Annotated in this window: 10 protein-coding genes; 5 read left to right on the plus strand and 5 right to left on the minus strand. The window is 72.7% G+C overall.

Features of this window, described 5'->3' with window-relative positions; all coding sequences use genetic code 11:
• The first annotated feature begins 106 nt into the window (after positions 1-106).
• Positions 107-2917, plus strand: coding sequence for a preprotein translocase subunit SecA (secA, locus tag ABZX65_RS22810; RefSeq protein WP_355342916.1), 2811 nt, complete (start codon positions 107-109; stop codon positions 2915-2917).
• Positions 2918-3021: 104 nt separating this feature from the next.
• Here the strand turns inward: secA and ABZX65_RS22815 are convergent, their stop codons facing one another.
• Positions 3022-3411, minus strand: a complete 390-nt coding sequence (locus tag ABZX65_RS22815; protein ID WP_355342919.1) for an Rv3235 family protein — start codon at positions 3409-3411, stop codon at positions 3022-3024.
• Positions 3412-3835: 424 nt separating this feature from the next.
• On the opposite strand from ABZX65_RS22815, the gene ABZX65_RS22820 reads away from it, so the two are divergent.
• The 3 genes from ABZX65_RS22820 to ABZX65_RS22830 all read left to right on the plus strand — a co-directional run bounded on the left by ABZX65_RS22820 (position 3836) and on the right by ABZX65_RS22830 (position 10605).
• On the plus strand, positions 3836-4342 hold the full coding sequence (locus tag ABZX65_RS22820) for a hypothetical protein (protein ID WP_355342922.1): 507 nt from the start codon (positions 3836-3838) through the stop codon (positions 4340-4342).
• Positions 4343-4567: 225 nt separating this feature from the next.
• Positions 4568-5245, plus strand: coding sequence for an HAD family hydrolase (locus tag ABZX65_RS22825; protein ID WP_355342925.1), 678 nt, complete (start codon positions 4568-4570; stop codon positions 5243-5245).
• 386 nt (positions 5246-5631) lie between these two features.
• Positions 5632-10605, plus strand: coding sequence for an NAD-glutamate dehydrogenase (locus ABZX65_RS22830; RefSeq protein WP_355342928.1), 4974 nt, complete (start codon positions 5632-5634; stop codon positions 10603-10605).
• Positions 10606-10707: 102 nt separating this feature from the next.
• Here ABZX65_RS22830 and ABZX65_RS22835 read toward each other — a convergent pair whose 3' ends face one another.
• From ABZX65_RS22835 to ABZX65_RS22845, 3 genes are all read right to left on the minus strand, one after another.
• Positions 10708-12693 (minus strand): protein kinase, encoded by a 1986-nt coding sequence (locus tag ABZX65_RS22835; protein ID WP_355342931.1) that lies wholly within the window; start codon positions 12691-12693, stop codon positions 10708-10710.
• 342 nt (positions 12694-13035) lie between these two features.
• The gene (locus tag ABZX65_RS22840; RefSeq protein ID WP_355342934.1) at positions 13036-14646 is read right to left on the minus strand and encodes a hypothetical protein; all 1611 of its coding nucleotides are present in this window, start codon (positions 14644-14646) and stop codon (positions 13036-13038) included.
• 120 nt (positions 14647-14766) lie between these two features.
• Entirely contained in the window at positions 14767-18471 is a 3705-nt protein-coding gene (locus ABZX65_RS22845; RefSeq protein WP_355342937.1) for a CDP-glycerol glycerophosphotransferase family protein, read from the minus strand.
• A gap of 225 nt (positions 18472-18696) precedes the next feature.
• On the opposite strand from ABZX65_RS22845, the gene ABZX65_RS22850 reads away from it, so the two are divergent.
• Positions 18697-20988 carry a CDP-glycerol:glycerophosphate glycerophosphotransferase gene (locus tag ABZX65_RS22850; protein WP_355342940.1) on the plus strand — a complete coding sequence of 764 codons (2292 nt, stop codon included), beginning with the start codon at positions 18697-18699 and terminating at the stop codon, positions 20986-20988.
• Positions 20989-21109: 121 nt separating this feature from the next.
• On the opposite strand, the gene ABZX65_RS22855 is transcribed toward ABZX65_RS22850, so the two are convergent.
• Positions 21110-23422, minus strand: a complete 2313-nt coding sequence (locus tag ABZX65_RS22855) for a bifunctional glycosyltransferase family 2 protein/CDP-glycerol:glycerophosphate glycerophosphotransferase (protein ID WP_355342943.1) — start codon at positions 23420-23422, stop codon at positions 21110-21112.
• Positions 23423-23512 lie beyond the last annotated feature (90 nt).

Genomic DNA, 23512 nt, shown 5'->3' on the forward strand with positions numbered 1-23512 from the left:
GGACAGCCACTGGCAGAAAGCCATCGGCAGACATCGGCAGATCAAACCCCGCTGTGCCGGGTGCGGGCCAACCGCGCCAGGCCCGACCGGCAAGGAGCCAGCCTACGTGTCCGTCTTCAACAAGCTCATGCGTGCAGGCGAAGGCAAGATCCTGCGCAAACTGCACCGCATCGCGGACCAGGTCAATTCCATCGAAGAGGACTTCGTCAACCTCACCGATGCCGAGCTGCGGGCCCTCACCGACGAGTACAAGGAGCGGTACGCCGAGGGCGAGTCCCTCGACGACCTGCTGCCCGAGGCGTTCGCCACCGTCCGTGAGGCCGCCAAGCGCGTGCTCGGACAGCGTCACTACGACGTCCAGCTCATGGGCGGTGCCGCCCTGCACCTCGGGTATGTCGCCGAGATGCGCACCGGCGAGGGCAAGACCCTGGTCGGCACCCTGCCCGCGTATCTGAACGGGATCTCCGGCAAGGGCGTCCACCTCATCACGGTCAACGACTACCTCGCCGAGCGCGACTCGGAGTGGATGGGCCGCGTCCACAAATTCCTCGGCCTCGAGGTCGGCTGCATCCTGGCGAACATGTCGCCCGCCGAGCGCCGCGCCATGTACGCCTGCGACATCACCTACGGCACCAACAACGAATTCGGCTTCGACTACCTGCGCGACAACATGGCGTGGTCGAAGGACGAGCTGGTGCAGCGCGGCCACAACTTCGCGATCGTCGACGAGGTCGACTCGATCCTGGTGGACGAGGCCCGTACGCCGCTGATCATCTCCGGCCCGGCCGACCAGGCCACCAAGTGGTACAGCGACTTCGCCCGTCTGGTGAAGCGGCTCAACCGCGGCGAGGCGAGCAGCCTCGGCAAGGAGGAGACCGGCGACTACGACGTGGACGAGAAGAAGCGCACCGTCGCCATCCACGAGAGCGGCGTCACCAAGGTCGAGGACTGGCTGGGCATCGACAACCTCTACGAGTCGGTGAACACCCCGCTGGTCGGCTACCTGAACAACGCGATCAAGGCCAAGGAGCTGTACAAGAACGACAAGGACTACGTCGTCATGGACGGCGAAGTCATGATCGTCGACGAGCACACCGGCCGTATCCTCGCGGGCCGCCGCTACAACGAGGGCATGCACCAGGCGATCGAGGCGAAGGAAGGGGTGGACATCAAGGACGAGAACCAGACGCTCGCCACGATCACCCTCCAGAACTTCTTCCGCCTGTACGACAAGCTCTGCGGCATGACCGGTACGGCGATGACCGAGGCCGCCGAGTTCCACCAGATCTACAAGCTCGGCGTCGTCCCGATCCCGACCAACCGCGCGCTGGCCCGGATGGACAAGCCCGACCTGATCTACCGCACGGAAGAGGCGAAGTTCGCCGCCGTGGTCGAGGACATCGTCGAGAAGCACGAGAAGGGCCAGCCGGTCCTGGTCGGCACCGTCTCCGTCGAGAAGTCCGAGTACCTGTCAGCGCAGCTCTCCAAGCGCGGCGTGCCGCACGAGGTGCTCAACGCCAAGCAGCACGACCGTGAGGCGTCGATCGTCGCGCAGGCGGGCCGCAAGGGCGCCGTGACCGTGGCCACCAACATGGCCGGCCGCGGCACCGACATCAAGCTCGGGGGCAACCCCGATGACCTCGCCGAGGCGGAGCTGCGGCAGCGCGGCCTCGACCCGGTCGAGCACGTCGAGGAGTGGGCGGCGGCGCTGCCCGACGCCCTGGAGCGTGCCGAGCAGGCCGTCAAGGCCGAGCACGAGGAGGTCGTCGACCTCGGCGGGCTCTACGTGCTGGGCACCGAGCGGCACGAGTCGCGCCGGATCGACAACCAGCTCCGCGGCCGGTCCGGCCGTCAGGGCGACCCCGGCGAGTCCCGCTTCTACCTCTCGCTCGGCGACGACCTCATGCGGCTGTTCAAGGCGCAGATGGTCGAGCGCGTCATGGCGATGGCCAATGTGCCGGACGACGTGCCGATCGAGAACAAGATGGTCACCCGCGCCATCGCGTCGGCCCAGTCGCAGGTCGAGCAGCAGAACTTCGAGATCCGCAAGAACGTCCTGAAGTACGACGAGGTGCTCAACCGGCAGCGCGAGGTCATCTACGGCGAGCGCCGCCGCGTCCTGGAGGGCGAGGACCTGCACGAGCAGGTGCAGCACTTCATGGACGACACCATCGACGCGTACATCGACGCGGAGACCAAGGAAGGCTTCGCCGAGGACTGGGACCTGGACCGGCTGTGGGGCGCCTTCAAGCAGCTCTACCCGGTGAAGGTCACCATCGAGGAGCTGGAGGACGCGGCGGGCGACCGGGCCGGGATCACCGCCGAGTTCATCGCGGAGTCCGTCAAGGACGACATCCACGAGCAGTACGCGGAGCGCGAGAAGAGCCTGTCCGAGGACATCATGCGCGAGCTGGAGCGCCGCGTGGTGCTGTCGGTGCTCGACCGCAAGTGGCGTGAGCACCTGTACGAGATGGACTACCTCCAGGAGGGCATCGGGCTGCGCGCGATGGCGCAGCGCGACCCGCTGGTGGAGTACCAGCGCGAGGGCTTCGACATGTTCGGCGCCATGATGGACGGCATCAAGGAGGAGTCCGTCGGCTACCTGTTCAACCTGGAGGTCCAGGTCGAGCAGCAGGTCGAGGAGGTCCCGGTGGACGCCGCCGTCAGCGACGCCCCGCAGGACGCGGCGCCTTCGCTGACCAAGGACGCCAGGCCGGAGATCCGCGCCAAGGGCCTCGACGCCCCCAAGCGCGCCGACCGGCTGCACTTCTCCGCGCCGTCCGTGGACGGCGAGGGCGGTGTGGTCGAGGGCGACTTCGCGGGTGTCGACGCCGCCGACGGCGGTTCCGCCGAGGAGGGCCAGACGCGCGCCGAGCGCCGCAAGGCCGCCAAGGGCGGGCGCCGCCGCAAGAAGTAACGCCTACGGGCGGGCTCGACCGGACACGGCCGCGGGGCCGGACCCCTTTCTCACGGGTCCGGCCCCGCGGCCGTGCCGCGTCCAAGACGCTCACCCGCGGGAGGTCAGCCCGCCTGGACCGCCGTGCACCGCCAGCGGGCCTGCCCGTAGCCCGCCGAGGGCGGCGCGGCGGGCCCCGAGGGTTCGAGCCGGAAGGCCAGGGCGCGGAAGACGTCCTGGTCCAGGGCGACGACGGCCGCCACCTCCAGGGCGCCGTCCGCGGTGCGGAAGCATCGGCACCGGTACACGTAGGGGGTACGGCCGCGGGCCCGCAGCCGCCAGTCGGCGCGGGCGCCGTGCAGCTCCCACAGCCGTTGGTACGCCTCGTCCCTGACGCGTCCGGCCAGCGACGTCACGGGGCTGCGCCCGGTCAGCACGTCGAGCAGGCGCCCGGCGAACCACAGGTGCGGCGCGGGCGGGCGCGGCGCCGTCCCCGGCCGCGTCACGACCGCCACGGACCTCGCCGGGACCGGAACCGAGCCGGAGCCCCCGCTCGCCGCGCCTCCCGCCGGCCTCGCCGCGGCGCCTGGACGCCCGCCTGGACGCCCGCCGGGCCGGCGGCTGTCTCTGCGTCCGGGCGGACCGGCGCCGCCCGCCGTGCGCCGCTCCACGCCCGCCGTACGCCGCTCCACGCCCGCGGCGCGCGGCGGAGGGGGAGCGGGCAGGGGAGGTGCCGGGGTTCCGGGTACGGGCACGGTTACGGGCGGCTGCGGCGGCGTCGTCTGCACGGGTGCTTCCCCTGTGGTCGCTACTGGCGGGTAGGGCGGTGACAGGGCGGTTCTAGGACCCTCGGGGAGGGGCTGGCAAGCGGGGTGCCGTCCGACGGAGGGCGCGGAGGAATTCACCTATTCGCGTGGTGGCGCACGTATGCTTCACGCCATGCGCGTCTATATTCCAACGACCCTGGCCGGTCTCGCCGAGGCGTACAAGGCGGGCGAGCTGGGGCCCGTACCGCTGGACGCCTACGCGGTGACGCCGAGCCTGCGCGAGTGGTACGTCTCGGACGACATCGAGGAGCTGGAGTACGCGGCCCTCAACCGCGCCGCCCAGGCGTCGCTGCGGCTGCTGGCCGTGCACCCGGACACCCCGCGCCGCCGGGTGGTCGTCGCCGTGGACGTGGACGACGCCGCCGTGACGTACGACCCGGACCACGGCCTGGACCCCGGCTCGCTCGGCGAGGTCCGCCTGGCGCGCGCCGTGCCGCTGTCCAGGACGGCCGCGGTGCACGTGGACGCCGACGACGCGCGGACCGATGTGACGGCCGCCGCGGCGGCCGTGGGCGCGGCCGACATGGGCGACGACGACGCGCAGTTCACCGTGGACGGCGCCGAGGACCACGACCTGCTCTGGTACGCGACGCAGGAGATCCCCAACCTCATCTCCTGACCCCGGCGCGCGAGGACCCGAGCGCGCGACCGGTTGAACGCCCGACCGGCTGAGCGCCCCGAGCGCGTGAACGTCCCGACCGCGTGAGCGCCCCGGCATCCGACCGGCCGGGCACCTGATCGGCTGAATCCGTTCGGCCCCCGCCCGGTCGTACGGCGGCCCCGCGTGGCCGGGACCCCACCCTCGGGCACCGGGCTGTCACACCCCGCGAGTACGGTTCGTGGAGTGAGCACGCATTCCGTAGGCACGCATCTGGTGTGGGACTGGAACGGCACCCTTTTCCACGACATCGACGCGGTGATCGAGGCGACGAACGCCTCGTTCGCCGAGCTGGGCCTGGCCCCGATCACCCTGGAGCGGTACCAGGAGCTGTACTGCGTGCCCGTGCCCCGGTTCTACGAGCGCCTGATGGGACGGCTGCCGACCGACGCCGAGTGGGAGGTGATGGACGCCGCCTTCCACCGCCACTACTGGGCGCTGGCCGGCCGCTGCGGCCTCGCCGAGGGCGCGGCCGAGCTGCTGGCCGCGCGCCGGGCCGCCGGGCTCACGCAGTCGCTGTGCTCGCTCGCCCCGCAGGACAATCTGCTGCCCGTGGTGACCTCGCACGGCATCATGGAGCACTTCGTCCGGGTGGACGGCCGTACCGGCCCCTCCAATCAGGGCAAGGCCGCGCAGATGGCCCGCCACCTCGCCGCGCTCGCCGACGTCGCCGCCGACCCCGGCCGGATCGTGGTGATCGGTGACGCGCTCGACGACGCGGTGGCCGCCGCCCACGTCGGCGCGCACGCCGTGCTGTACACCGGCGGCTCGCACAGCCGCGCCAGCCTGGAGAGCGCCGGGGTGCCGGTGGTCGACAGCCTCGCCGCCGCCGTCGTGGAAGCCGAGCGAATAGCCGCGGGCTAGAGCCTGTCCGCCGGACAGGCCCTGCCGCCGGGCTCCCGAATCGACGCTCGGGCCCGGTCCGTGCCCCGCTCCAACGCCGGAATCATCACCTCCGCATCGACTGTTCGCCGTCTCGTCCCGGTCCTGTTCCCGCCCGGTTCCTGTCCAGAGGGGCCAAAGGTGTGCAGTGCATTTGTACGAAGACGTCTCCTGACAGGCACCCGTGAGCGAGCGATAGCCTTGCGGCGTGATCAACGTTGATCAGTTCATCAGGGGCCACCGCGTGCGTACGGGCACGGCGGACCCCTCTTCCGGCATAGCGTCGTCCCGTAGCGGATACCCCGCGTCACGTGACGTCCTGCCATCACCCGACGTCACGCAATGGCGCGCGACAGGAGTCAGAGGACATGCAGACCAAGCTGGACGAAGCCAAGGCCGAACTGCTGGAACGAGCAGCCAAGGTCGCTGAGAACAGCCAGACGGGGGGACTACCCGGCCAGGGCCGCGACACAGAGGCGCTGACGGCGTTCCTCCGGGGTTACTACCTGCACAGCGCACCCGAGGACCTCAACGACCGCAATCCGGTCGACGTCTTCGGCGCGGCAGTCTCCCACTACCGGCTCGCGGAGGTACGCCCGCAGGGCAGTGCCAGCGTCCGGGTGCACACCCCCACCGTCGAGGAGAACGGCTGGCAGTCCAGCCACACCGTCGTCCAGGTCGTGACCGACGACATGCCCTTCCTCGTCGACTCGGTCACCAACGCGCTCACCCAGGCCGACCGCGGCATCCACGTCGTCTTCCACCCGCAGTTCCTGGTCCGCCGCGACGTGACCGGCAAGCTGCTGGAGATCGTCGCCCCGGGGTGCGGACCCGAGGACGGCTCGCTCCCGCACGACGTGCTGGTCGAGTCCTGGATCCACGTCGAGATCGACCGCGAGACCGACCGCGCCGACCTCAAGGAGATCACCGCGGACCTGCGCCGCGTGCTCTCCGACGTCCGCGAGTCCGTCGAGGACTGGGCGAAGATGCGCGAGTCCACCAAGCGCATCGCCGACGAGCTGTCCGCGACCCCGCCGCCGCTGCCCGAGCGCGAGGTCAGCGAGGCCGTCGAGCTGCTGCGCTGGCTCAACGACGACCACTTCACCTTCCTCGGCTACCGCGAGTACGAGCTGACCACCGACACCGAGCCCGACGGCTCCACCGAGGACGTGCTGGTCGCCGTCCCCGGCACCGGTCTCGGCATCCTGCGCTCCGACCCGGTGCACCCCGGCACCGACGGCACCGACCCGGGCCACCACACCCACCTCGGGCACCCCGGCTCCCCGTCGTTCAGCAGGCTGCCCGCCGACGCCCGCGCCAAGGCCCGCGAACACCGGCTGCTGATCCTCACCAAGGCCAACAGCCGCTCCACCGTGCACCGTCCCTCGTATCTGGACTACGTCGGCGTGAAGAAGTTCGACGCCGAGGGCAATGTGATCGGCGAGCGCCGCTTCCTCGGCCTGTTCTCCTCCACCGCCTACACCGAGTCGATCCGCCGGGTCCCGGTGGTCCGCCGCAAGGTCGAGGAAGTCCTCGAAGGCGCCGGATTCACCGCCCACAGCCACGACGGCCGCGACCTGCTCCAGATCCTGGAGACGTACCCGCGCGACGAGCTGTTCCAGACCCCCGCCGACGAGCTGCGGTCCATCGCCACCAGCGTGCTGTACCTCCAGGAGCGCCGGAAGCTGCGGCTGTTCCTGCGGCAGGACGAGTACGGCCGCTACTACTCGGCGCTGGTCTACCTGCCGCGCGACCGCTACACCACGGCGGTACGGCTGCGCCTGACCAACATCCTCCAGGACGAACTGGGCGGCCGAAGCGCCGACTTCACCGCCTGGAACACCGAATCGGTGCTGTCCCGGCTGCACTTCGTCATCCGCGTCGAACCCGGCGCGCCGCTGCCCGACATCACCGACGCCGACGTCGAGCGGATCGAGAGCCGGCTCTCCGACGCCACCCGCTCCTGGGCCGACGGCTTCGGCGAGGCGCTGACCGCCGAGTGCGGCGAGGAGCGCGCGGCCGAGCTGACCCGGCGGTACGCGCACGCGTTCCCCGACGGCTACCGCGCCGACTTCGCACCGCGCGTCGCCGTCGCCGACCTCCAGCACATCGAGGGCCTGGGCGCCGACGACTTCACCCTCAGCCTGTACGAGCCGGTCGGCGGCGCCAGCGACGAGCGCCGCTTCAAGATCTACCGCACCGGCGCGCCCGTCTCGCTGTCCGCCGTCCTGCCGGTGCTCCAGCGGCTCGGCGTCGAGGTCGTCGACGAGCGGCCGTACGAACTGCGCCGTTCGGACCAGACCCGCGCCTGGGTCTACGACTTCGGGCTGCGCCTGGACCCCAGCCTCGGCGACCTCGGCGACGACGCCCGCGAGCGGTTCCAGGCGGCCTTCGCCGCGACCTGGACCGACAAGGCGGAGAACGACGGCTTCAACTCCCTGGTGCTGCGCGCCGGTCTGGAGTGGCGCGAGGCGATGGTGCTGCGCGCGTACGCCAAGTACCTGCGGCAGGCCGGGTCCACCTTCAGCCAGGACTACATGGAGGACACCCTCCGTACCAACGTCCACACCACCCGGTTGCTGGTCAACCTCTTCCAGGCCCGCTTCTCGCCGGACCACCAGCGGGCCGGCAGCGAGCTGACCGACGGGCTGCTGGAGGAGCTGGACGGCGCGCTCGACCAGGTCGCCAGCCTCGACGAGGACCGCATCCTGCGGGCCTTCCTCACCCTGATCAAGGCGACGCTGCGCACCAACTACTTCCAGCGCCGCGACGACGGGCAGCCGCACGACTACCTGTCGATGAAGTTCGACCCGCAGGCCATCCCCGAACTGCCCGCGCCCCGCCCGGCGTTCGAGATCTGGGTGTACTCCCCGCGGGTCGAGGGCGTCCACCTGCGGTTCGGCAAGGTCGCCCGCGGCGGTCTGCGCTGGTCCGACCGGCGCGAGGACTTCCGTACCGAGGTGCTGGGCCTGGTCAAGGCGCAGATGGTGAAGAACACCGTCATCGTGCCGGTCGGCGCGAAGGGCGGCTTCGTCGGCAAGCGGCTGCCCGACCCGGCCGCCGACCGCGACGCCTGGCTGGCCGAGGGCATCGCCTCGTACAAGACGTTCATCTCCGGCCTGCTCGACATCACCGACAATCTCGTCGGCGGCGAGGTCGTGCCGCCCACTGACGTGGTCAGGCACGACGAGGACGACACGTATCTGGTCGTCGCCGCGGACAAGGGCACCGCGTCGTTCTCCGACATCGCCAACGAGGTCGCGGTGTCGTACGGCTTCTGGCTCGGCGACGCCTTCGCCTCCGGCGGCTCGGTCGGCTACGACCACAAGAAGATGGCCATCACCTCCAGCGGCGCCTGGGAGTCGGTGAAGCGGCACTTCCGCGAGATGGGCGTCAACACCCAGGAAGAGGACTTCACCGTCGTCGGCATCGGCGACATGTCCGGTGACGTGTTCGGCAACGGCATGCTGCTGTCGGAGCACATCCGGCTGGTCGCGGCCTTCGACCACCGGCACATCTTCCTCGACCCGAAGCCGGACGCGGCCACCTCCTACGCCGAGCGGCGCCGCATCTTCGAGCTGCCGCGCAGCAGTTGGGCCGACTACGACACCAAGCTGCTGTCGTCGGGCGGCGGGATCTTCCCCCGTACCGCCAAGGCGATCCCGCTCAACGCGCAGATCCGCAAGGCGCTCGGCATCGAGACCGCCACCGCGAAGATCACCCCCGCCGAGCTGATGAAGGCGATCCTCCAGGCCCCGGTGGACCTGCTGTGGAACGGCGGCATCGGCACCTACGTCAAGGCGTCCACCGAGTCGCAGGCCGACGTCGGCGACAAGGCCAACGACGCGATCCGGATCGACGGCGCGGAACTGCGGGTCAAGGTCGTCGGCGAGGGCGGCAATCTGGGCTTCACCCAGCTCGGCCGGATCGAATTCGCCCTGAACGGCGGCCCGGAGGGGACCGGCGGCCACATCAACACCGACGCGATCGACAACAGCGCGGGTGTGGACGCCTCGGACCACGAGGTCAACATCAAGATCCTGCTCAACAGCGTCGTCGCCGAAGGGGACATGACCGTCAAGCAGCGCAATTCGCTGCTCGCGGAGATGACCCACGAGGTCGGCGACCTGGTGCTGCGCAACAACTACGCGCAGAACGTCTCGCTCGCCAACAGCATGGAGCAGGCCCCGAGCCTGCTCCACGCCCACCAGCGGTTCATCCGCCGACTGGTGCGCGACGGCCACCTGGACCGGGCGCTGGAGTTCCTGCCGACCGACCGGCAGATCCGCGAGCGGCTGGCGGCCGGACAGGGCCTGACGCAGCCGGAGTTGGCGGTGATCCTCGCCTACGCCAAGATCACCACGGCCGAGGAACTGGTCCACACCGAACTGCCCGACGACCCGTACCTGCGCTCCCTGCTGCACGCGTACTTCCCAGTGCCGCTGCGGGAGCGCTTCGAGCGGCAGATCGACAATCACGCGCTGCACCGCGAGATCATCACGACCGTCCTGGTCAACGACACGGTGAACTCCGGCGGCACGACCTTCCTGCACCGCTTCCGCGAGGAGATCGGCGCCACCACGGAGGAGATCGTGCGGGCCCACACGGCCGCCCGCGCGATCTTCGGTCTCGCCGAGATCTGGGACGCGGTGGAGGCGCTGGACAACATCGTCGCCGCCGACGTGCAGACCCGGATCAGGCTGCACTCGCGGCGGCTGGTCGAGCGCGCCACCCGCTGGCTGCTCAACAACCGCCTCCAGCCGCTCCAGATCGCCGAGACCATCGACTTCTTCGCCGAGGGCGTCGCCGCGGTCTGGTCCCACCAGCCCAAGCTGCTGCGCGGCGCGGACGCGGACTGGTACCGGTCGCTGCGCGACGAGCTGACCGCGGCGGGGGTGCCGGACGAACTGGCCACCCGGGTCGCCGGATTCTCCGCGGCCTTCCCGGCGCTCGACATCGTCGACGTCGCGGACCGCACCGGCAAGGAGCCGCTGGACGTCGCGGAGGTCTACTTCGACCTCGCCGACCGGCTGGGGATCACGCAGCTCCTGGACCGGATCATCCTGCTGCCGCGCGCCGACCGCTGGCAGTCCATGGCCCGCGCCGCCATCCGCGAGGACCTCTTCGCGGCCCACGCGGCACTCACCGCCGACGTGCTGACGGCGGGCCCCGAAGGGTCCACGCCAGAGCAGCGCTACACGGCGTGGGAGGAGCAGAACGCGGGGCTGATCGGCCGCGCCCGCACCACCCTTGAGGAGATCCAGGGCGCCGAGGAGTTCGACCTGGCGAGTCTGTCGGTGGCGATGCGGACCTTCCGTACGCTGCTGCGCACGCACCGCTGAGCCGTACGCACCGCTGGGCCGTACGGTCGCGGCGGTGCGGCTGAACGCGGGCCCGGTGGGCGGCACTTGTGCGCAAGTGCCCGCCCGCCGGGCCCGACCGCGCTACGGCGTGGGCGCGTCCGGCATCTTCCACACCGTCAGCAGCGTGGAGTACGTCGGCATCGGGTCGGTCATCATGTTGCCGGACGGCGTGACGTCGGTGACCTTCAGCATGGCCAGATTGCCCTCCGAGGTCACCGTGCACAGCACCGTGCCCTTGGCGATGTACGTGTCCTTGGCGAGGTCGTCCCGGTAGATCTCGCCGGACAGCGCGTCGGCGCCGACCCCGTTCCTGCACGCCTGGTAGTCGGTGCCGTCGGCCCGGCCGAAGGTGGTGAGGAACCGCATGCTGCCGTCGGCCCAGTCCTGGTACTCGATCTCGTAGCCGTCGGTGTCGCCGATCTGGCCGTTCGGCTCGACCCTCGCACTGTCCAGGTCCACATGCGTGCCGTGGTTCCAGGCGGGCGAGCGGATGGTGAACTTGCGGTCCTGGAAGATGACTTGCGGCTGCCCGCCGCCGAGTGTGCCCGGGTCGGCAGAGGAGCCGCCGGGGGAGCCGGTCGGGGCGGTGCTCGCGGGGCCGGTGGTCGGAGCGGCGGCGGGGGACTGGGAGGTGGAGGTGCCGGGGCCGCCGCCGAGCGGCGACTTGCCCTGCGGGCCCTTGTCGTCGCCCTTGCCGTCGGAGTGGGTGAAGGCGTAGGTGAGCGTCACCGCGAGGATCACGGCCAGGACGCTGCCGCCGATGGCCATCACCTTCTGCGTCCGGCCGCTGGGGACCCGGCTCTGCCCGTCGTGCCCGTTCCCGTTCCCGTCGTGCCCCTCGTTCCCGTTTCCGGGACCGCGCCCGTGGCCGTTTCCGGGACCGCGCCCTTGCCCGTCTCCGGGACCGCTCTCGGGGCCGCTCGCCCGACCGCTTCCGTCCCCGTGGCCGGTGGCTCCGTGGGCGCCGGTCGCGGGGCCGTCCACATTCGTCGGCCCGAACATGCCCGAGGTGTACGGGCCTGACGCGTACGGACCCGGCGTGTACGGACCCGGCGCGTACGGGCCGGAGGGCGCGGCACCCGTCCCGGCGGGCGGTGCGGCCCGCGGCGCCCCCTGCGGCATCGCGGGCGGTACGGCGGGCGGTACGGCGGGCGCCGGTATGTGCGGCGGCGCGGCGGGCGCGGCAGGCGGTGCCGGGGCCGGCGGCAGGGCCGCGGCGGCCTCCCGCCGGGCTATCTCGGCCGCGAGCGGCTGCGGCAGCCAGCCGCTGAAGTCCCGCAGCGGGCGGCCCGCGCCGCGCTCGCACAGCTCGGCCAGCTCCGCGGGGGTGGGCCGGGCCGCCGGGTCCGCGGTCAGGCAGCGCTCCAGGACGGTCCGCAGCTCGTCGGGGTAACCGGACAGGTCGGGCGGCCGGACGGCGGTGTTGGCTATCTGCGTGGCGAGCGTGATCGCGCCCGCCGTGCCGTACGGGTGCCGTCCGGTGGCGGCGACCGCGGCGATCAGGCCGAGCGAGAACAGGTCGGTGGCCGGGGTGAGTTCGTGCCCGTTGGCGTGCTCGGGCGACATGTACTGCGGGGTGCCGATCAGGCCGCCGCTGCGGGTGAGCTGCGTGGAGTCCGCCGCGCGCGCGATGCCGAAGTCGATCACCCAGGGGCCGCCCGCGCCGAGCAGCACATTGCTGGGCTTGAGGTCGCGGTGGATGACGCCCGCCGCGTGCACCGCGCGCAGCGCCTCCGCCGCGCAGCCCACCAGTTGCAGCGCGGTGGCCACCGGCAGCGCCCCGTACCGGGCGAGCGCGTCGTCCAGCGGCAGTCCCGGAATGTAACTGGTCGCCAGCCAGGGCCGGTTGCCGGTGGTGTCGTGGTCGACGACCGGCACCACGTGGTAGCCCTGCACCCGGCGCGCGGACTGCACCTCCTGCTGGAAGCGCCGCCTGAACTCCTCGTCCTGCGCGTATTCGCGCCGGATCACCTTCAGCGCGACCGGCTGTCCGCCGCGGGTGTGTGAGAGGTAGACCGACCCCATCCCGCCCTCGCCGATCCGGGCCAGCAGCCGGTAACCGGCCACCTCGCGCGGGTCCTGCGGCTCCAGCGCCTGTAATGGACTCCCGCCCGGACCCTGATCAGAACCCGGTCCCGCGCCCGGCACCGGACCCGCACCCGCACCCGCGCCCGGCACCGGACCCGCACCCGCGCCCGGCGCCGGGCCACCGCTCGAACTGCTGTCGTGACTGGAGATTTCGGGCACCCCCCGGTAGGCGAACGGGGCACGATGCTACCGGGGGTGTGTACGAGGCGCGGACGTCGTATCGAACCCGCTGACGCCTTGGTGCCGTTCGGTGACATCACCCGCCGAGGACGGCCCAGGGCCGGAGGCCAGAACAGCATCGGGCCTCGCCCCGTATCCGCCTCAGGACTCGCCCGGCACCGGCGCCAGCCGCACCAGCCGGTCACCCGTCCTGGTCCCCGTCGCCACCAAGGTCCCGCCGGGCGGCACCTTCTGATATTTCGTCAACAGCAACCAGCCGACGCCGTACTGCCGTTGGACCGCGGCGCGCTGCGCCGCCGTCGACTTCGGGTCCAGATACGTGCGCACGGCGGCGAATCTGCGGTCGCGTTCGGCGGCCGGGGTGGACGGGTCGGGCCAGGTGGGGGCGACCAGGAAGAAGCCGTAGGCGGGCAGGACGTGCGTGGCGTAGTACCCGTCGGTGAGGATCACCGCGTCGGCGGGCATGCGGTCCGCGGCCCAGCCGTACCCCGGCCAGCGCACCGGGTGGTCGACGGTCACCGGCAGGAAGCGCTGCGGCACGACGGCGCCGATCTGCGCGGCCACGCCGAAGCAGAGCGCGACGGCGGCCACGGGCGCGAGCACCGCGCGCAGCCGGGTCCACGGCGGGATCGAGGCCAGTTCCACGGCGAGCGCGAACTGCGGCGGCACGAGCAGCAGCGCGAAGACCCGCCCGTAGGTGTAGTGCCCGCTCACCCACCCGTAGGCGACGATCAGGCAGAAGGCGGCGAACATCAGGACCAGCGGGTCGCGGACGCCGCGCCGGGCGCGCAGCAGCAGCGGCGGGAGGCCGACGAGCGCCAGCCCGTACCACTGCCAGGGGTGGATGTAGAGCCGCTTGTGCACCGCGTCGACCGTGGTGTCACCGGCCAGCGAGAACACGTCGTAGTACGGCCACGCCACGGCCACCAGCAGCGCGAGTGCGCCCGCCAGCAGCCAGCGCGCCGTCACCCGCCGCGACCAGCCGCGCTGCCGGGCCGTCAGCACCGCCACGATCCCGACGGCCGCGGCCAGCGCGGTGATCGGGTGGATGAGCAGCAGCAGCCCGCAGGCCACCCCGAGCAGGGCGTAACCGGCCCAGCCGGTGGTACGGCGGCGCGCCAGCCGGTCGGTGAGCGCCCACAGGTGGAAGGTGACGCCGACCGCGAAGGCGCTCGGGTACGAGGCGCCGCGGGTCAGCGACCACACCCCGCAAAAGCCGCTCCACTCCTTGCCCTGCACGCCCCACAGCAAGGTGAAGGCCAGCAGCGCGTAGACCGGCGCCATCGGCCGTCTGCTCAGCGTCCGCGCGTACACGCCGACGCCGGTGACCAGCACCGCCAGATTCACCGGGCCGCACCAGCGCACGACCTCCCGCCCGGCGGCGCCGGTGGCCCGCGCGATCAGGCCGAGTGCCACGATGTACGGCGAGAAGTACGGGCTGCCGGTGCCCGGCAGGTCGAGCAGCGGATTGGCCGGGTGCCGCCAGTCGGCCTTGACCCGCTCCACCGCCGAGGCGTGCTGCCCGAAGTCCGAGGCGATCGGCGTACGCCAGGCCGCCGCGGCGACCACCAGCCAGAAGAGCGTCCCGACGACGGCGTACGGCGTCACCCGCCAGGCCCGCGCCCGCTCCAGCAGCCGGGCCGGCAGACCGGCCCGCCCGGCCGCGACCGCGGCGCCGTCGGCCGTACCGGCCCCCGGCTCGTCGCCCGCGCCGTCGCCCGCGGTGACCTCTCCGGTCGTCAGTGACGGCAAGGCGCGGCCTTGAGGAGGGTGCGGTCGTGCGGCCGCGGCGGGTGTGCGGCGGGGGCCAATTCGCTCGATGTCATGACAAGCTCCGTGTTCCGGCGGCGGTTCGGTCAGGGTGTCAGGGGGTCAGCCGAGCATCAGGTCCGCCACGCGGGCGGCGGCCCCTCCGTCGTCCAGGTGGCAGAAGGCGGCGCGGAAGGCCGCGTAGGCGTCGGCGCGGCTCCGGACGGCGGCCTCCGGGTCGCGCAGCGCGGCGGTCAGCTCGTCCGTGGTGCGCAGCAGCGGCCCCGGCGCCTGGGCCTCGTAGTCGAAGGTGAAGCCGCGCAGCGTGTCGCGGTAGTGCGGCAGGTCGGGCGTGAACAGCAGCACCGGGCGGCCGGTGACCGCGAAGTCGGCGAGCACCGAGGAGTAGTCGGTGACCAGCACGTCGGCGACGAGCAGCAGCTCCGCGAGGTCGGGGTGGGCGGAGACGTCCCGCACGAAGCCGCCGGGCACCGCCGGGAGGGTGTCGGCGACCAGCGGGTGCGAGCGGACCAGCAGCACATGGCTGGTGGTCAGCTCCGCCGCCATCGCCGCCAGGTCGAGCGGCAGGTGCAGCCGGGCGTGCTCGGCGTCGTACGCCTCGTCGTCGCGGACCGTCGGCGCGTACAGCACGACCGTGCGGCCGGGCGGCAGGCCGAGCCTGGCCCGTACCTCCTCGCGCACCTTGTCGCGGTCCTCGCCGCTGAGCAGGTCGGTGCGGGGCAGCCCGGTCTCGGCGACCTCGCCGTCGAAGTCGAGGGCGCGGCGCAGGGCCGGGGTGCTCTGCGAGTTGGGGGAGAGCAGCACGCTCCACTGGTGGCCGAGGCTCGGCTGCGGCCACATGTGGGTGAGGTCGGCGCACAGCGTGCCCGCCAGGTCCTGGCCGATCCGCTTCACGGGCGCGCCGTGCCAGGTCTGGACGACCCGCTGGCCCTCGCGGCGGCGGAACCACGCGGGCAGATGCGTGTTGGTCACCACATGGCGGCCGCGGGCCAGCGCCTCGTACCAGTCGTCGCTGCCGCGCAGCACCGCGCGGGCGGTCGCGGGCACCGCCACGGTGTGGTCGCGCACCACCCACACATGGTCGAACGGGACGCCCCTGCGCACCAGTTCGTCGTGGACGGCGCGCGGCGAGTCCGCGCAGTCGCGGCCGTCGAAGCTGCTGTAGAGGACGGTGTCGGCCAACGGGCGGCGCAGCAGCACCGGATAGCGCCGCTCGCGCAGCATCCGCTGCCGGTACGGGCCGCGGTCCGCCGCGGGCACCGGCGATCCGGCCGCCACGAACAGGTTGTCGTGGAACCGCCGGTCGACCGTCACCGGCCGCGCGCCCGGCGCCGCCGGGAGCCGCAGCGGCAGCTCGGCGAATGCCTCCCGCGCGATCCGCACCGGGGCGTCGCCGCCGTCCGCCGCCCGCAGGTGCAGATACCAGCGCCCGGCGTGCGGCAGCGCCGACACGTCCAGCGCGGCGCTGAACCGGCGTACGGGGCCGGCCGGGCCCCGCCCCGCGGCTCCCTCCGCCGCCACGGCAGACGCCGTCCCCGCCACGGCCTGCGCCGGGGTTCCCGCCGCGACCGGGGCGTCGTCCCCCGCTGCCGCAGCGGCGCCCGCAGCCCCCACGGCCCCCGCCGCCTCGGCGGCAGCGGAGTCCGCGCCCTTGGCCGCCAGCGTCACCTCGACGCCGACCTCGGCCGCGTACGTGCCGTGCCGCAGGACCAGCCGGGCCGGGGGCGGGGTGTCGGCGGGGAGTTCACCGGTGACCAGGAGGGTGCCGTTGGTGGCGCGCGCCACATGGGTGGCCAGCGGCTGGGGCGTACGGTCGCGCAGCAGCAGATTGCCCGCCGCGGTGGCGTCGACGACCAGCTCGCGCCGGGCCCCGGCCAGCAGCGCGTCGCCGCCGAGGTCGTAACGCCCCTGCGGCAGCGGCCCGTCGGCGGCGATCCGCGCGGTGCCGCCGTCGGCGAAGACCGCCTCGAACGACCAGGCCGCGGCCGTCTCCGGCGCGACCTCCTTGGGCAGCCCCTCGACGTCGGGCCGCGCCCCCGCGAGGTCGGCCAGGACCAGGCGCGCCGTCAGCCGCGTCCAGCCGTCGATGCCGGTGCTCTCCGCGTCGGCGGTCAGCGGGTAGTCGAAGGCCGCGCCCGTCGTCTGCTGCGTGGCCCGCAGCGCGACCGGGGGCTTGCGGTCGCGGACGGCGATCCCGAAGACGACCCCGCCGTCGCCGTCCGCCCGGTGACCGGTGATCCGGCGGGTGACCGGCTCGACCGACAGGTGCAGCCGGCCGTCCTTGTACCAGGGCACGAGCCGGGTGTCGTCGTCCAGCGGGAAGGGGACGGGCGAGGACCCGGCGCCCGCGTCGTCGGCGCGCGGCGCCGCGGGGCGGACCACCGAGCCCGCCGCCACGACGATCCCGAGCCGCCACTGCCCGGCCGTCCAGCCCTCCTTGCCCCGCAGCCGCTTGGGGTCGACGGTGATCTCGAAGCCGGACCAGTCGTACGAGTGCCGCTCCTGCGGTCCGCCGTCGGTCACTTCGGGGACCCGCACGGTCCGCACCGGCAGCAGCAGCTTGCGGCGCCCGGACATCAGCACGGCCGTCTTGAGCGAGGTACGGCGCGCGCCCGCGTCCACATTGCGCACATACGCGTGGCCCCGGAGAATCAACTTGCCGTCGCGCCACTCCAGTTGGCTGAGCCGGGCGACCACCGGCAGGTCCTTCGTGCCGATGGCGGTCACCGCGCGCGGCAGCGGCACGGGCGAACCGTCGCCGCGCACGACCACCGCGCGCTTGCGCAGCGGCGGCCCCGCGATGTCGAACACGGTGCGCCCGCCGTGCTGTTCGTGCGCCAGCACCTCCAGCAGGTCCGCCAGCCGCCCTTCCCTGATCAGCTCCCAGCGGATGCGCAGTTCGGCGGGCAGCGCGGGGAAGAGCGTCGGGTCGACGCGGCCGAGGTAGTCGCGGACGCGGTCGAGGAAGACCTGGTGGTATTCCGGTCCCGCCATCGGCAGGGCCTCGATGAAGTACAGCAGGTCGTCGGTGAGCACCGACCGGTCGTAGTCCCGCTTGTGCTTGCTCCAGCGGGTGTTGGCCGGGTCGGCCAGGAACCGCGAGACCCCGTCGACGGCCGCGATCCGGTCGCGTACGCCCTTGACGTCGGTGCGGCGGCGGGTGATCGAGCCCTCGCGGATCCGCCAGTAGTAGACGTGCTCGTGCAGCACGTCCACGGCGTCGGCGAGAAAGTGCGCCGGAATGGTCAGCGGCGTGTCCTCGTACAGCACGCCCTCGGGGAAGGCCAGTTGGTGCTTGTCCCAGAAGGAGCGGCGGAAGACCTTGTTCCACGCCACCCGGTCGGACAGCAGGCCCAGGTCACGGGTGATGTGCGTGCGCCGCACGGTCTTGTCCATGCCCCGGTGCTGCCACGCCTGGCTGCGGCCCTGCGTGGTGAGCCGGTAGACGTTGCCGGTCGCGAAGTCGGAGCCCGACTGGTCGAGCAGGCCGACCAGCTTCTCGTACGCGCGCGGCGGCAGCACGTCGTCGCTGTCCACGAAGGTCAGGTACGACGTCTGCGGCGCCGCGTTCCGCGCCCCGGTGTTGCGGGCGTGGCCGAGGCCGCCGTTGGGCTGCGCGACCAGCCGGAAGCGCGGGTCGCGGTCGGCGAACGCCTGGGCCAGTTCGGGGCCCGAGTCCGTCGATCCGTCGTCGACCATCACCACATCGAGGTCGGTGAAGGTCTGCGCCGCGATCGACCGCAGGCACTCCTCCAGGTACTGCTCGACGTTGTAGACGGGGACGACGACAGTGAGGCGGGGCGTCATGGCGGGCAACGGTCCTTCCGGGACGGCGACGGCATACGGATGACGGCACGCGCGCGACGGCACGTGCACGACGGCATGCGAATGCCGTTCCTTCAACTCGCCGAAGCGCCTTCCGGTCACCGCGAGTGAGCCGAACGAGCGAAAGGATGAACCGCCGCAGGGTGTCCGGTTGGTACGCTCGGACGCTATCCCGTACCGGTACGTCTCGATCTGTCCAGGATGGTCATGCCCCGAATCACCGTCGTCGTCCCCGTCCACCGCGCCCAGGGCTTCCTGCGCGCCTGTCTGGAGTCGGTGCTCGGGCAGTCCTTCACCGACGTCGAGGTCGTCGCCGTCGACGACGCCTCACCGGACGCGAGCGGCGCGATCATCGCCGAATTCGCCGCCGCCGACCCGCGGGTCAAGCCGCTGCGGCTGGACCGCACCGGCGGCACGGGACCGGCGCGCGACGCGGGCGCGGCCCTCGCGACCGGCGACTACCTGCTCTTCCTGGACGCCGACGACCTGATGACGCCCGGCACGCTGGCCGCCGCGGACGCCCGGCTGCGCGCCACCGGCGACCCCGATGTGCTGCTCTTCGACCACGAGCGCTTCACCGTCTGGGAGAACATCCAGGAGAGCGACGACGCCGACTTCCTCGGCGAGGCGGGCGACTCCGTCTTCACCGCGTCCGACCGCCCCGAGTGCCTGGGCACCTACCCCGCGGTCTGGAACCGGCTGCTGCGCCGCGCCTTCTGGGAGGAGCGCGGCTTCCGCTTCGGCGAGGGCGCGTACGAGGACGTCGCCGTCGCCTCCCGCGTCCTGCTCGCCGCCACCGGCATCGCGTGCCTGGACCGGGTCGGCGTGCGCTGGCGCAAGCGGCGCGGGATCAGCGTCGGCACCACGCCCGGCCGCCACCACCTGGCCGTACTCGACCGGTACGAGGCGCTGTTCGCCGAGATCGACGGCGGTGACGAGGCCGAGGACCGCAAGCGGGAGCAACGCGCCGCGCTGTACGGGCGGATGGCCGTCCTGCTCGCGGCCGTCGGCGAGGACGGCTCGCCGCTGACGCCCGACGCCCGGCCGGAGTACGTGCGCCGCGCGGGACGGCTGCTGGGCCGCTACCGGCCCGCGGGCTGGACCGCGCCCGACAGCAACGAGGGCCGCTGGCTGCGGGCCGCGGGCACCGGCAGCTACGGCCGCTACCGCGCGGCGCTCGGCGGCCAGGCGTGGACGCGCAAGCTGGCCCGCAGGATCAGGGCACGCAAGAACGCGCTGGGCCGCGCGGTCTACCAGCGCTACTACCGGCTGCGGCTGCGCCGCCCCGTCGACCCCAACCTCGTGGTCTACGCGGCCTATTGGAACCGCGGGGTGTCCTGCAACCCGGCGGCCGTCTACTACAAGGCCCAGGAGATCGCCCCGCACCTGCGCGGGGTGTGGGTGGTCAACAAGAAGGACCGCGAGGCGATGCCGCCCGGCGTCGACCACGTCGTGGTCAACTCCCGCCGCTACTGGGACGTGCTGGCCCGCGCCAAGTACCTGGTGAACAACGCCAACTTCACCGGCCAGGTCGTCAAGCGCCCCGAGCAGGTCTACCTCCAGACCCACCACGGCACACCGCTCAAGCACATGGGCATGGACCTGCGCGCCCGCCCGGCCGTCGGCAAGGGCATGAGCTTCGGCCGCCTGCTCGACCACGCCGACCAGTGGGACTTCTCGCTGGCCGCCAACCAGCACTCCGCGGAGGTCTGGGAGCGGGTCTACCCCAGCGGCTACGAGACGCTGCCCAGCGGCTACCCGCGCAACGACGTGTTCCACACCGCGGGCGCCGACGAGGTCCGCCGCGCCCGCGAGAGCCTGGGCCTGGCCCCCGCCACCACCGCGATCCTCTACGCGCCCACCCACCGCGACTACCAGCGGACCTTCGTCGTCCCGCTCGACCTGGAACGGCTCTGCCGCGAACTGGGCCCCGGCTACACGCTGATGGTCCGCGCCCACTACTTCTACGGGCAGAACGACGCGCTCGAGGCGCTGCACGCGGCGGGCACCATCATGGACGTCTCGCAACACCCGTCCGTCGAGGAACTGAGCCTCGCCTCCGACGCGTTGCTCTGCGACTTCTCCTCGCTGATGTTCGACTACGCCAACCTCGACCGGCCGATCGTCGTGCACGCCGCCGACTGGGAGGCGTACCGCGCCGCCCGCGGCGTCTACTTCGACCTGCTGTCCGGGCGGCACGGCGAGACGCCGGGCGTGGTGGCGGGCGACGAGGCGGGACTGGCCCGCGCCTTCCGTTCGGGGGCCTGGCGCGGCCCCGAGGCGGCGGCGCTGCGGGCCGCCTTCCGGCAGCGGTTCTGCGCGTACGACGACGGGCTCGCCGCCGAGCGCGTGGTGCGCCGGGTGCTGCTCGGCGAGCCCTCGCTGCTGCCGTACCGCCCGCTCCAGGACCGCCGCCCCGCCCCGGCCCCGGCCGGTGCGCGGGACGCGGACCCGACGGCGGGACCCGCGGGGGAGCGCCCGGCGGTCCCGCTCGGCTGAGGCGCGGGGGCCGCTGGAGCCAAGGCCGATCGCGTGAACCGCCCGGCCCGCGTGAACCGCCCGGCCCGCGGGAGCGGCCCGACCGGGTGAACCGCCCGCGCCGCCGGGGCCCTTGGGGCCGCTACACGCTGCGCGGGTCGGGCCCCGAGGGCTCCAGCGGCGGCGGGCCGGACGGATCGGAGGCGTCCGCCGCGAGCGGGGCCAGCGCGCGGGCGCGGGACGGCGGCGGGGCCAGGTGCCGGTCCTCCGGCGGGATCACGGGCGGCAGCCCGCCGTCCTCGCGCAGGAACACCCGGCGCACCACGCGCTCGGCGGCGAGCCCGTCGTCGTAGGGACAGAACCGGCGCCGGAAGGCGGCCCGCAGTTCGGCCGAACGCGGGCCGCGCCAGGCCCCCGTGGCGAGGATGTCGGTCAACTCGTCCTCGCCGCGCGCCACCAGGCCCGGCGGGTGCGCGGTGATGTCGAAGTACGCGCCGCGGGTGGCCCGGTAGGTCTCCCAGTCCGCGGCGTGCAGCACGATCGGCCGGTCGAGGCCCGCGTAGTCGAACATCAGCGACGAGTAGTCGGTGATCAGGCCGTCCGAGGCCAGGCACAGCTCCTCCGCCGACGGGTGCCCCGACACGTCGATGACCCGTGGGTGCGGGGCCCGGTCGTCCAGACCGTCGCGCGGGTCGCCCGGCGGGTAGAAGTGGTGGGTGCGGCGCAGCAGCACCACGTCGGGGCCCAGCGCGTCGGCCATCCGCGCCAGGTCGAGCGCGGGCCGGTAACCGCGCTGGTAGTCGCGGTGCGTGGGCGCGTAGAGGAAGGCGGTGCTCTCGCGCGGGATGCCGAGTTCGTCGCGCAGCCGCAGCACGTCGCGCGCGGTGGCCCGGTGGAAGATGTCGGTGCGCGGCTGGCCGTACTCCAGGGCCGTGAAGCCCGACGGGTAGGCGCGCTCCCAGACCAGCGTGGAGTGGCGGCTCGCCGAGAGGCTGTAGTCCCAGCGGTCGACGTGCCGCAGCATCCGCTCGAAGTCGGTGGTGCCCGCGGCGGCCGGGTGCTCCTGGAGGTCGATGCCCATGTGCTTGAGCGGCGTGCCGTGGTGGGTCTGCACATTGATCTGGCCGGGCCGCTTGGCGTACCTGCGGTGGAAGTTGACGTTGCTGACCAGGTACGAGGCGCGGGCCAGCGCCGTCCAGTACGCGGCCGAGCCCGGCTCCAGGCGCCGTACGCCCGGCGGCAGGGTGTGCGCGTGCTCCGCGGTGGTCACCCACGCGGTCCGCATGTGCGGCGCCAGTTCGCGCAGCCGCTCCTCGACGGCCGCCGGATTGCAGGAGTAGCCGCGGTCCCAGTACGCGGAGAACACCGCCAGGTCCGGGTCGAGCGCGCGCCGCCGCTGCACCCGGTAGTGCGCGTGCAGCGCCGTCGTCCGCAGCCTGCCGTACAGCGCCCTCGCCCGGTGGGTGGCGCGCAGCCGCAGCCGGTGCGCCCGGCCGAGCGCCTGGAAGGTGCGCCGCGCGCCCAGCGCGACCAGCAGGTACCGCACCCCGCTGCGGCCGGTGGGACTGGCCCGGAAACCGCTCGGCCGCAGCCGCCGGTACTGGGCACGGCAGCGGCGGAAGTACTCCGGGCGCGACGAATTCGGCAGCCGGTCGGGGAAGTTGAAGACGGTGGTGAGGTGATCCAGTATCCGGCGGAAGAGCACCGGCCGCCACCGCTCCAGCTCCGGGTGGCTGTCGAGGAACGCGAACAGCAGGTCGTACTGCTTGAAGATGTCGAAGTGCCGTCGGCTGGTGGTGTGCAGGATGCCGCTGCCGCGCCGCTGCCGGTAGTGCACGCAGACCCGGTCGAGCAGCGCGATCGACCCGGCGGCCATCAGCACCGGATACGTCCACGGGGTGTCCTCGTAGTAGCCCGAGGGGAAGGCGATGTCGGACTTCTCGATGAAGTCGCGGCGGTACGCCTTGTTCCAGGCCACCATGATCAGCCGCAGCAGCTCGGGCCGGTCGTCCAGCGTGCAGACCTCGGGGCCGGTCTCGCTGAGGATCGCCGCGAACTGATTGCGGTGGACGTCGCCGTTCCAGTACGTGCGGGCGTAGTCGAAGACCAGCACGTCCGGCTCGCCGGTCCGCTCGATCCGGGCGGCGACGGCCTCCAGCGAGCCGGGGACCATGGTGTCGTCGGAGTCGAGGAACAGGACGTAGTCGCCGGTGGCGCGGGCGAGACCCGCGTTGCGGGCCCGGCCGAGGCCGATGTTCTCCGGCAGGTGCAGCACCTCGACGCGGGCGTCCCTGGCCGCGAACGAGTCGGCGATGGCGCCGCTGCCGTCGGGGGAGCAGTCGTCCACGACGATCAGTTCGACATCGGCGAAGGACTGGTCGAGCACGGATTTCAGACAGGCGTGCAGATACGCCTGCACCTGGTAGACGGGGACGACGACGCTGAAGCGGGGCACAGCACATCCAGGTTCGACACGGGGGCGAGGGGCGCACGGGCGCCCATGGCTTTCGCGCGGAGTGCCCGTTATATCCAGGGAACGCGTGGC

The sequence above is a fragment of the Streptomyces sp. NPDC003300 genome, from assembly GCF_040610915.1.
In the GTDB taxonomy this organism is placed as follows: domain Bacteria; phylum Actinomycetota; class Actinomycetes; order Streptomycetales; family Streptomycetaceae; genus Actinacidiphila.

Coding starts and splice junctions, on each gene's coding strand:
- ABZX65_RS22850 (WP_355342940.1), top strand. CDS start 18,697: ATGCCCCGAATCACCGTCGTCGTCCCCGTCCACCGCGCCCAGGGCTTC.
- ABZX65_RS22830 (WP_355342928.1), top strand. CDS start 5,632: ATGCAGACCAAGCTGGACGAAGCCAAGGCCGAACTGCTGGAACGAGCA.
- ABZX65_RS22845 (WP_355342937.1), bottom strand. CDS start 18,471: ATGACGCCCCGCCTCACTGTCGTCGTCCCCGTCTACAACGTCGAGCAG.
- ABZX65_RS22820 (WP_355342922.1), top strand. CDS start 3,836: ATGCGCGTCTATATTCCAACGACCCTGGCCGGTCTCGCCGAGGCGTAC.